We start from the raw sequence: 8,813 nt of genomic DNA, 5'->3' as shown, positions 1-8,813 counted from the left end.
GCCATGGCCGATGCGGAAAACACCCGGCGCCGGCTGGAGCGCGACAAGGCCGAAGCCACTCAGTATGCCGTGACGGGCTTTGCCCGCGAAATACTGGCGGTGGCCGAAAACCTGCGCCGCGCTGTTGCCGCTCTGCCTGCCGACGGATTTGATAATGTGCGCGCCGGCATCGAGGCAACCGAACGCGAACTGCTGGCGATTTTTGGCCGCCAGGGTATCGCCCGCATCGAGATCACACCGGGCCTGCCGCTTGATCCCAACCGTCATCAGGCGATGATCGAGGTAGAAAGCGAGCATGAAGCCGGCAGCGTGGTGGCTGAACTGGCCAGCGGTTGGACCATCCGCGATCGCCTGCTGCGCCCGGCGATGGTGAGCGTGGCCCGCGCCGGCGACTAACTGCCGGCCGGATCAACCTCGATCGTCAGACCCAGCCGGCTTCTTTTTCTTCGGCGCGCTTGTCCAGCTCGGCGCGGCTGATCTTTTCGGATGCCGATTTCAGCTGGCCGCAGGCTGCCATGATGTCCCGCCCGCGCGGGGTGCGCACCGGCGCGCTGATGCCGGCCTTGAAGATAATATCGGAAAACGCCGCGATCCGCCCGCCCGATGAACATTCATAAGTGCTGCCCGGCCACGGATTGAACGGGATCAGATTGACCTTGGCCGGCAATTTGTACCGGCGGATGAGGCGAACCAGTTCATGCGCGTCTTCGTCGCTGTCGTTCTTGTCCTTCAGCATCACATATTCGAACGTGATGCGGCGGGCATTGTTGGCGCCGGGATAATCGGCGCAGGCTCGCAGCAGCTGCTCGATGCCGTATTTCTTGTTGATCGGCACGATTTCGTCGCGGATTTCCTTGGTGACGGCGTGCAGCGACACCGCGAGATTGACGCCGATTTCGGTGCCGGCGCGCGCCATCATCGGCACGACGCCGCTGGTCGACAGCGTGATGCGGCGCTTGGACAGGCCCAGCCCGTCACCGTCCATGACGATCTGCAGCGCATCGCGAACATTGTCGAAATTGTACAGCGGTTCGCCCATACCCATCATCACGATGTTGGTGAGCATGCGGCCTTGCGCCGTATAGTTGTTGCCGGGATTGTGCGCGCCGGGGATGTACGGGCGATCCTCGTCATCGTCATCATCTGTATCGGGCAGCGCCGGCAGGCTGTTGGTGCCGCCCGGCCATTCGCCCAGCGCGTCGCGTGCCAGCATCACCTGGCCAACGATTTCGGCGACGGTCAGGTTGCGCACCAGCTTCATCGTGCCGGTGTAGCAAAACCGGCAATTCAATGTGCAGCCGACCTGTGAGGAAACACACAGCGTCCCGCGCCAGGCATCGGGAATGAACACGCACTCGGCTTCTTCACCGTCATCAAAGCGCAGCAGCCATTTGCGGGTGCCGTCGCTTGATACCTGCGCTGTCACCACCTCGGGGCGGCCGACGATGAAATGCTGATCCAGCAGGGCGCGCATGTCCTTGGCGATATTGGCCATCGCCGAAACCTCGGTTACGCCGCGGTGATACAGCCAGTGCCACACCTGGCTGGCGCGCATGTTGACCTGCCTGGCCGGAACGCCTACCGTCGCCAGCGCCGCGCGCAGTTCCTCCCGCGACAGGCCGATCAGCGCGCGCTTGCCATCTGCACGCGGGCTGGCAGCCTTGCGCGGCAGCACCATCGGATCGGATGGGCCGGGGATCGGCATCACGGCTGCTGGCGCGGTCGCTTCGTTTGGTGTTTCGGTAATTTGCGGCTCGATATTCATCATCGCCGGGCCTTATCGCAAAAGCGGGCCGGCGTAAAACCGCTTGCGCCAGACTGGTGTGCCGGTGAAACCAAGGCCTCAGCCCGGGGAGCACCGAATGACCATAACCGCAATCTGGCCATCGCCGCGGCGGTACTGACGGCCGTGGTGCTGCTGGCAGTGGCGCGCGGCGGTAGGTTGTTGTTCAAAAGCGCCCGGCCCAATGAAAAAGGGCGGCGCCATATTGGCGCCGCCCCGCTTTTTCATTTTTGCCGGTAAATTGCCGGATCAGGCCTGCACCAGCCGGCGGCGGCGCATGTTGGCGCCCACCAGGCCGAAGCCGGCGATCAACATCGCCCAGCTTGCCGGTTCGGGCACGCCGACGGCAATGTCGAAACGGCCGCCGTTGTCGCCGAATGCACCATCCATCACACCAAAATACAGGATCGAAGGCGTTGGCCCGACATTGATCTTGAAGTTGTAGATGCTCGACGCGCTGAACGCTGGCACCGGGCCGACGAGGAAATTCTGGACATTGCGCGACGGATTGAAACCCACCAAAGGCGTCGTGTCGAAGCCCAGCGCATAATAACCGTTATTCAACGCTTGGCTGGCGACGTCGTAAAACGCGTCGTTGGTCCGCGCGCCGAGCGAAAAGCCGGTCCCCGAAACCCGCAGCCTGACCACGCCCGAATAAAGGCCCGTGGTCTGCCCGCCGGTCGGCGTTGTGAAACCTACCGCCACATTCTCGATTGCCAGCGCCGGAACGGCAAGGCTGGCAGCAGCGGCCATGAGGCCAATCCAGATCACACGCGACTTCATGTCAATCATCCCCTCTGCAAACGAAGGCTAATTGTTAAGTGAAAATAAATATTTGTGCAAGATAGATGAGCAAGACATTAACAATTTATTTCGCAAGACGCAAAAAACGGCCGGCGCGCGTTCGCGGGCCGGCCGTTGGCTTGATCCTTGTGCCGTCGTTCAGCAGGCACCTCACATCGCGCTGATGCCGCCATCCACGTACAAGCCGTGGCCGGTTACCATCTTGGCTTCATCGCTGGCCAGATACACCGCGGCCCAGGCAATATCGTCGGGCTCGCCCACCGCGCCCAATGGAATCTGGCGGCCGAGTTTTTCCAGCCCGGCCTCGCGGCCCAAGGCACTGGTGATGCCATCCAGAATTGGCGTGTCGATGAAAACCGGGTGGATGCTGTTGCAGGTGATGCGATATTTCTGCTTGGCACAGTGCAGCGCGACGCTTTTGGTGAGGTGGCGAACAGCGGCTTTGGCGCTGTTGTAGGCAGCGCTGTTGTGTGATGCGATGACGCCGGCGATGCTGGAAATATTGACGATGCTGCCGCGCACGCCGGTGTCGCGCACGGTTTTTGCCATGGTCGGCAGGCTCAGTTTGCAGCCGAGGAACACGCTGTCGAGATCGATGCTGTGCACGCGCTTCCAGGTATCGAAATCGGTGGCTTCCACAGTCGATCCGGCCGCGATGCCGGCATTGTTGACCAGCACATGGAAACCGCCCCATTTTTCTTCGGCAAAGGCAACGGCCGCCGCCCAGTCATCGGGACTGGTGACATCGTGGCGGCAAGCCACCGCCGCGTCACCGATGCTGGCTGCAACGGCTTTCACGCCGGCTTCGTTGATGTCGGTGAGCACCAGCCGCGCGCCCTCTTGCGCCATGCGGCGCGCCATGGCTTCGCCAAGGCCCTGCGCCGCGCCGGTGATCAGTACCACCTTGCCTGCCATTCGATTCATGTCTGTTTCTCCCCGTGATGTACGTGTGCCCGACACTGCCCGGCGGTTGGCCTTCTGCCAAGCTGCGTTTCATGCGGAGTGTGCGTTGGCTTATCGGTTGCGTCCGCCGGGCCTTGACGCTGTGCACCACGCACCATATTTCCCCGCCATGGCCATCCTCCCCATCATCGAAACGCCCGATCCGCGGCTCAAGAAGATCAGCACGCCCGTTGAAACCGTGACCGACGCGCACCGCACGTTGATCGCCGACATGCTGGAAACCATGTACGACGCGCCCGGCATCGGCCTTGCTGCCATCCAGGTCGGCGTGGCGGAACGCCTGTTGGTGATCGATCTGCAGCGTGAAGCAGATGATACGCCCGAAGATGCCGATCCCGACGACATCGTGCGGGTGAAAGAGCCGCGCGTGTTCATCAACCCCGAAATCGTCTGGGAATCGGACGAGCTGTCAGTCTATCAGGAGGGCTGCCTTTCGGTGCCGGAAATGTATGCCGATGTGCAGCGCCCGGCCGAGATTCAGGTGAAATGGCTGGACGAGCAGGGCAAGGCCCACGACGAAAAGCTTGATGGCTTGCTCGCCACTTGCCTGCAGCACGAGATGGACCATTTGAATGGCGTGCTGTTCATCGATCACCTGAGCAAGCTCAAGCGCGATATGCTGCTGAAAAAACTGGACAAGCTGCGCAAATCTGGCGGCGCGGCCTGAGCTGTCAGCCCAGCCGGTCGAGGATCAGCCGCGCCGCGTCTTCCGGCGGTTTCACGCGTGCCGGGTCTTCGCCCGGATAGGCGCGGGCGCGCATGATCGTGCGGGTGGCGCCCGGATCGATGATGTGAGTGCGGATGCCTGAGATGTTGCGCACCTCTTCGCCGTAGGTGGACACCAGGTTTTCCAGTGCTGCCTTGGTCGCGGCATAGCCGCCCCAATAAGCCCGCGGCGTGCTTGCCACCGATGAGGTAACCGCCACGACATGCCCGGCCGCCGATTGCCGGAGCCAGGGATCGAGCGCCCGGATCAGCCGCATGTTGGCAGTAAGGTTGAGGGCGATCAGCTTGTCCCATTCCTTGAGATCAAGATGCGGCACCGGGGCCAGCGTGCCCAGCTGCGCCGCATTCAGGATCAGCGCATCCAGCCGGCCCCAGCGCCCGCCAATGGCAGTGCCCAGCCGGTCGATGGCGTCTCCATCGGTCAGATCGAACGGCGCGATGGTGGCGCTGCCGCCGGCTTTGTGGATGCGGTCGTCCACCTCCGCCAGCCCGGGTTCGGTGCGGGCAGTGAGGATGACATGCCAGCCTTCACGCGCCAGCATCTCGGCTGTGGCGGCGCCGATGCCGCGGCTGGCACCGGTGACGAGGGCGAGCTTTTTTTCAGTGATGTCGGTCATGCGTGTCAGATTACCCGTTCCGCCAGCAGGCTGAGCTGGTCGGGCACTTCCGTTTCTTCCTGATCGGTGAGGCGGGTGGGATAATCGCCGGTAAAACAGGCATCGCAATAATGCGGCGCCTGTTCGTCGCGGGTAGATTCGCCCACGGCGCGGTACAGGCCTTCGATCGACAGGAACGACAGGCTGTCCACCTTGATGTAATCGCGCATCCGCTCGACACTCATCTGCGCGGCCAGCAGCTTGGATCGTTCCGGCGTGTCGACCCCATAAAAGCAGCTGTGGCGCGTTGGCGGGCTGGCGATGCGCATGTGCACTTCCTCGGCGCCGGCTTCGCGCAGCATCTGCACGATTTTCACGCTGGTGGTGCCGCGCACGATCGAATCGTCGATCAGCACGATGCGCTTGCCGGCGATCAGCGCACGGTTGGCATTGTGCTTGAGCTTTACGCCCAGATTGCGGATCTGGTCGCCGGGCTGGATGAAGGTGCGGCCGATGTAATGGCTGCGGATGATGCCCAGTTCGAACGGAATGCCGCTTTCCTGGGCATAGCCAATGGCGCCGGGCACGCCGCTGTCGGGTACCGGCACCACCATGTCGGCATCAACCGGGTTTTCGCGGGCCAGTTCGGCGCCGATGCGCTTGCGCACTTCATACACGCTGCTGCCGTCCACCATCGAATCAGGGCGGCTGAAATAGACATGTTCGAAGATGCAGGGCCGGGCCCGCACCGGCGCAAACGGCCGGATCGAACGCAGCCCGCGCCCGCTGATGATGATCAGTTCGCCCGGTTCGACCTGGCGCAGGAAGGTCGCGCCAATAATGTCGAGCCCGACGGTTTCCGATGCCAAGATATAACTGTCGCCCAGCCGGCCGAGCACCAGCGGCCGGATGCCGAGCGGATCGCGGCAGGCCAGCATGCCTTCGGCCGTGAGGCAGATCAGGCTGTAAGCGCCCTCCACCCGCTTGAGCGCATCGATGAAACGGTCGAGCAGGGTGCGATACGACGAGGTGGCAACGAGGTGGATGATCACCTCGGTGTCGCTGGTTGATTGGAAGATCGAACCGCGCCGCACCAGTTCGCGGCGCAGTGTGGCGGCGTTGGAGATATTGCCGTTGTGGCCGATGGCAAAGCCGCCGCTGGCCAGCTCGGCAAACAGCGGCTGCACATTGCGCAGCGCGGTCTCGCCAGTGGTGGAATAGCGATTATGGCCGATGGCGATCTCGCCCTTCAGCTTGTTGATGATGGAATCATTGTCGAAATTTCCGGCCACATGCCCCATGGCGCGGTGGGTGTGAAAATCCTTGCCATCAAATGTGGTGATGCCGGCGGCTTCTTGGCCGCGATGCTGCAGCGCGTGCAGCCCCAGCGCCACCAGCGCGGCAGCACCTTCCGCCCCATACACGGCAAACACGCCGCATTCCTCGTGGAGATGATCATCCTCCCACGGATCAGTTGTCAGAATTTGGTCCATGGACGGCGGGCCTTTGTCATCCGGCAGTTGGTGGGCATATAGGGAAGGGTCGGGGCTTTGTCTGCCCCCACATGCGGCTTTGTTGTTATGAAGGTGTCACATGAGCCAATCGGTCGACGAGACGTTGGAGTTTCAGCCCAAATGGGGCGCCGATGGCCTGCTCACCGCCGTGGCCGTGGATGCCGCCAGCGGCGCAGTGCTGATGGTGGCGCACATGAGCGCCGATGCGCTGGCGGCGACGCTGGCCACCGGGGAAGCACATTATTGGAGCCGCAGTCGCCGGGAATTATGGCACAAGGGTGCCACAAGTGGTGCGATCCAGCGAGTCGTCGAAATCCGGGTCGATTGTGATCAGGATTGCCTGTTGCTTCTGGTCGAGCCGGCTGGACCTGCCTGCCACACCGGCCGGCCGCAGTGTTTCTACCGCCGGTTGGATAATGGCCGGCTGGTGATGATCGGAGATGAAGCATGAACTTGCCCACCGGCCTTGAAATGACCGTGTTCGACGAGGTGTTTCGCAACCGCCCCCACGAGCGGTTCGATGTGCTGCGCGCCGCCGATCCGGTGCATGAAGACAAGGTGCTGGGCCGCGTGCTGCTCACCCGCGCCGCCGATGTGGCGGCGCTGCTCAAGGATCGCAGCCTGTCCGTCGATCAGCGCAACGCCGCGCCGGATACCATCGTGCAGAAGCTGGCGACGATGCAGGACCGCGAGGCGCCGCGTTCGATGCTGGTGCTGGATGATCCCGATCATGCTCGCCTGCGCCGGCTGGTCACCCACGCCTTCAATGCCCGCGCCATCGAAGCGGTGAAGCCGCGTGTGCGCGAGGTTGCCGATGAGTTGCTTGATGCCGTGGAGGGCCAAGACAAGTTCGACCTGATCGAAAGCTTTGCCTCGCCGCTGCCGATTATCGTTATTGCCGCGATGCTGGGTGTCGACGCGGCGGACGTGGGTGATTTCCGGCGCTGGTCGAAGGCGCTGGCCAACGTGTTCTCGCCGATCCGCTCGCCGGAATTCCTGGCGGCGCTCAAGGCCAATGCCGATGAACTCTCCGCCTATTTCGAGCGTGCCATTGCGGAACGGCGCGCCGCCCCGCGCGATGATCTTATCAGCGCGCTGGTGATTGTGGACGACGGCGGCGATCGGCTGACGACACAGGAAATCGTCACCATGTGCAACCTGCTGCTGCTGGCCGGCAACCTGACGACGACCGATCTGATCGGCAATTGCATGCTGGCGCTGCTGCGCAACCCTGAGCAGTTGGGCAAGGTGCAGGCCAACCCCGCGCGCATTGCCGATGCCATCGAGGAGACGTTGCGGCTCGATCCGCCGGTGATGCAATCCTTGCGCATCCCGCTGGCCCCGCGCGAAATCGGCGGGTGCCCGGTGCGCGCCGGCGAGGCGGTGACCCCTTATCTGATGGCCGCCGGCCAGGACCCGGCCCTGCACGTCAACCCGTTGCGCTTCGACATCGACCGGGCCGACAAGACGCACTTTGCTTTCGGCGGCGGCGTGCACTTCTGCCTGGGCGCACCCCTCGCGCGCGCCGAGGCCGAGATTGCCCTCACCCGGCTATTCGCGCGCTTCCCCGGCCTGGCGCTCACCGGCGACCCGATTGAGCGCAACATTTCCGCCGCGTTCAACGGCGTGCAACAATTGTGGGTCCGTCCGTGAAAATCCTGCTGGCTGGCGCGTCCGGACTTGTCGGCGAGCTGGTGCTGAGCCTGTGCCCTGACGCCATCCCCGTCACCCGCCGCCCCATCGGCCGGCCCGGCGTGGTCGCCGACTTCGACGACCTGCCGCCACTGCCGGAAGCCCAGGTCGCCGTTTGTGCGCTCGGTACCACGCGGGCAAAAGCGGGCAGTGATGCCGCCTTCCGCGCGGTGGACCATGGTGCCGTGCTGGCCTTCGCCCGCGCCGCCAAGGCCGCCGGCGCGACGCACTTCATCCTGGTCAGCAGCGTCGGCGCCAACCCCAAGGCCAGCCTGCTCTACCCGCGCACCAAGGGCGAGGTGGAAGCGGCGCTGGCCGGCATGGGCTTCGCCCGCCTCGACATTCTCCAGCCTGGCTTGCTCATCGGCACGCGCAGCGAACGCCGGCCAGTGGAACGCTTCCTGCAATGGGCCGCGCCGGCAATGGATCTCACCCTGCCGCGCGACCTTGGCAGCCTGCCGGCGGAGGCGGTGGCGGGCGCCATCGTGGTGCTCGGCGGGCAGACCGCCCCCGGCATTTTCCGCCACGGCAACCTCGCCATCGCTACATGGGATTCCAAACTGCCATAACAAATCATTCTTCGTCGCAGAATTAGGCCACATGGACAAAGGCTATCCTCATCCTGATTGAGGCGAGGGCGGCGAAACCAAGGGTGGACTCTCGGGTTTTGTCGTATTGGGCGGCGACGCGGCGCCAGTTCTTCAGCTTGCTGAACAGGCGCTCGACGAGATTGCG

Annotated in this window: 11 protein-coding genes; 6 read left to right on the top strand and 5 right to left on the bottom strand. The window is 63.6% G+C overall.

Annotated elements, in window-relative coordinates:
- On the top strand, nt 1-396 hold a 396-nt coding region (locus tag ACESL8_RS03915), incomplete at its 5' end, for a nucleotide exchange factor GrpE (RefSeq protein ID WP_372916170.1).
- Nucleotides 397-421: 25 nt separating this feature from the next.
- Here ACESL8_RS03915 and rlmN read toward each other — a convergent pair.
- Entirely contained in the window at nt 422-1,765 is a 1,344-nt protein-coding gene (rlmN, locus tag ACESL8_RS03910) for a 23S rRNA (adenine(2503)-C(2))-methyltransferase RlmN (protein ID WP_372916174.1), read from the bottom strand.
- On the opposite strand from rlmN, the gene ACESL8_RS03905 reads away from it, so the two are divergent.
- Nucleotides 1,748-2,023 (top strand): hypothetical protein, encoded by a 276-nt coding sequence (locus tag ACESL8_RS03905; RefSeq protein ID WP_372916168.1) that lies wholly within the window; start codon nt 1,748-1,750, stop codon nt 2,021-2,023. The genes rlmN and ACESL8_RS03905 overlap by 18 nt on opposite strands.
- Nucleotides 2,024-2,032: 9 nt before the next feature.
- Here ACESL8_RS03905 and ACESL8_RS03900 read toward each other — a convergent pair whose 3' ends face one another.
- Entirely contained in the window at nt 2,033-2,566 is a 534-nt protein-coding gene (locus ACESL8_RS03900; protein WP_372916166.1) for a PEPxxWA-CTERM sorting domain-containing protein, read from the bottom strand.
- Nucleotides 2,567-2,737: 171 nt separating this feature from the next.
- The gene (locus ACESL8_RS03895; protein WP_372916164.1) at nt 2,738-3,511 is read right to left on the bottom strand and encodes a glucose 1-dehydrogenase; all 774 of its coding nucleotides are present in this window, start codon (nt 3,509-3,511) and stop codon (nt 2,738-2,740) included.
- Between the two features lie 148 nt (nt 3,512-3,659).
- Between ACESL8_RS03895 and def the strand changes: the two genes are divergently transcribed.
- Nucleotides 3,660-4,217 carry a peptide deformylase gene (def, locus tag ACESL8_RS03890; RefSeq protein WP_372916162.1) on the top strand — a complete coding sequence of 186 codons (558 nt, stop codon included), beginning with the start codon at nt 3,660-3,662 and terminating at the stop codon, nt 4,215-4,217.
- A gap of 4 nt (nt 4,218-4,221) precedes the next feature.
- Here def and ACESL8_RS03885 read toward each other — a convergent pair whose 3' ends face one another.
- Both ACESL8_RS03885 and purF read right to left on the bottom strand, forming a co-directional pair.
- A complete protein-coding gene (locus ACESL8_RS03885) occupies nt 4,222-4,893 on the bottom strand; it encodes an SDR family NAD(P)-dependent oxidoreductase (RefSeq protein WP_372916160.1) in 672 nt (223 codons plus the stop codon).
- Nucleotides 4,894-4,898: 5 nt separating this feature from the next.
- Complete coding sequence (gene purF / locus ACESL8_RS03880; protein ID WP_372916172.1) at nt 4,899-6,356, bottom strand: amidophosphoribosyltransferase; 1,458 nt, start codon at nt 6,354-6,356, stop codon at nt 4,899-4,901.
- 109 nt (nt 6,357-6,465) lie between these two features.
- Between purF and hisI the strand changes: the two genes are divergently transcribed.
- From hisI to ACESL8_RS03865, 3 genes are read left to right on the top strand one after another with little or no spacing between them, the layout of a single operon-like run.
- A complete protein-coding gene (gene hisI, locus ACESL8_RS03875) occupies nt 6,466-6,837 on the top strand; it encodes a phosphoribosyl-AMP cyclohydrolase (protein ID WP_372916158.1) in 372 nt (123 codons plus the stop codon).
- Nucleotides 6,834-8,039 (top strand): cytochrome P450, encoded by a 1,206-nt coding sequence (locus tag ACESL8_RS03870; protein WP_372916156.1) that lies wholly within the window; start codon nt 6,834-6,836, stop codon nt 8,037-8,039. The genes hisI and ACESL8_RS03870 overlap by 4 nt, the downstream gene beginning before the upstream one ends.
- Complete coding sequence (locus ACESL8_RS03865) at nt 8,036-8,647, top strand: NAD-dependent dehydratase (RefSeq protein ID WP_372916154.1); 612 nt, start codon at nt 8,036-8,038, stop codon at nt 8,645-8,647. The genes ACESL8_RS03870 and ACESL8_RS03865 overlap by 4 nt, the downstream gene beginning before the upstream one ends.
- Nucleotides 8,648-8,813: the final 166 nt, after the last annotated feature.

Source organism: Sandarakinorhabdus sp., from assembly GCF_041689835.1.
In the GTDB taxonomy this organism is placed as follows: Bacteria; Pseudomonadota; Alphaproteobacteria; order Sphingomonadales; family Sphingomonadaceae; genus Sandarakinorhabdus.
The sequence above is the reverse complement of the archived record's forward strand: the minus strand, read 5'-3'. Positions and strand labels throughout refer to the sequence as shown.

Excerpts from the sequence above, each read along its gene's own strand:
- ACESL8_RS03900 (WP_372916166.1), bottom strand. The coding sequence starts at position 2,566 with ATGAAGTCGCGTGTGATCTGGATTGGCCTCATGGCCGCTGCTGCCAGC.
- rlmN (WP_372916174.1), bottom strand. The coding sequence starts at position 1,765 with ATGAATATCGAGCCGCAAATTACCGAAACACCAAACGAAGCGACCGCG.
- def (WP_372916162.1), top strand. The coding sequence starts at position 3,660 with ATGGCCATCCTCCCCATCATCGAAACGCCCGATCCGCGGCTCAAGAAG.
- ACESL8_RS03895 (WP_372916164.1), bottom strand. The coding sequence starts at position 3,511 with ATGAATCGAATGGCAGGCAAGGTGGTACTGATCACCGGCGCGGCGCAG.
- hisI (WP_372916158.1), top strand. The coding sequence starts at position 6,466 with ATGAGCCAATCGGTCGACGAGACGTTGGAGTTTCAGCCCAAATGGGGC.
- ACESL8_RS03885 (WP_372916160.1), bottom strand. The coding sequence starts at position 4,893 with ATGACCGACATCACTGAAAAAAAGCTCGCCCTCGTCACCGGTGCCAGC.
- ACESL8_RS03870 (WP_372916156.1), top strand. The coding sequence starts at position 6,834 with ATGAACTTGCCCACCGGCCTTGAAATGACCGTGTTCGACGAGGTGTTT.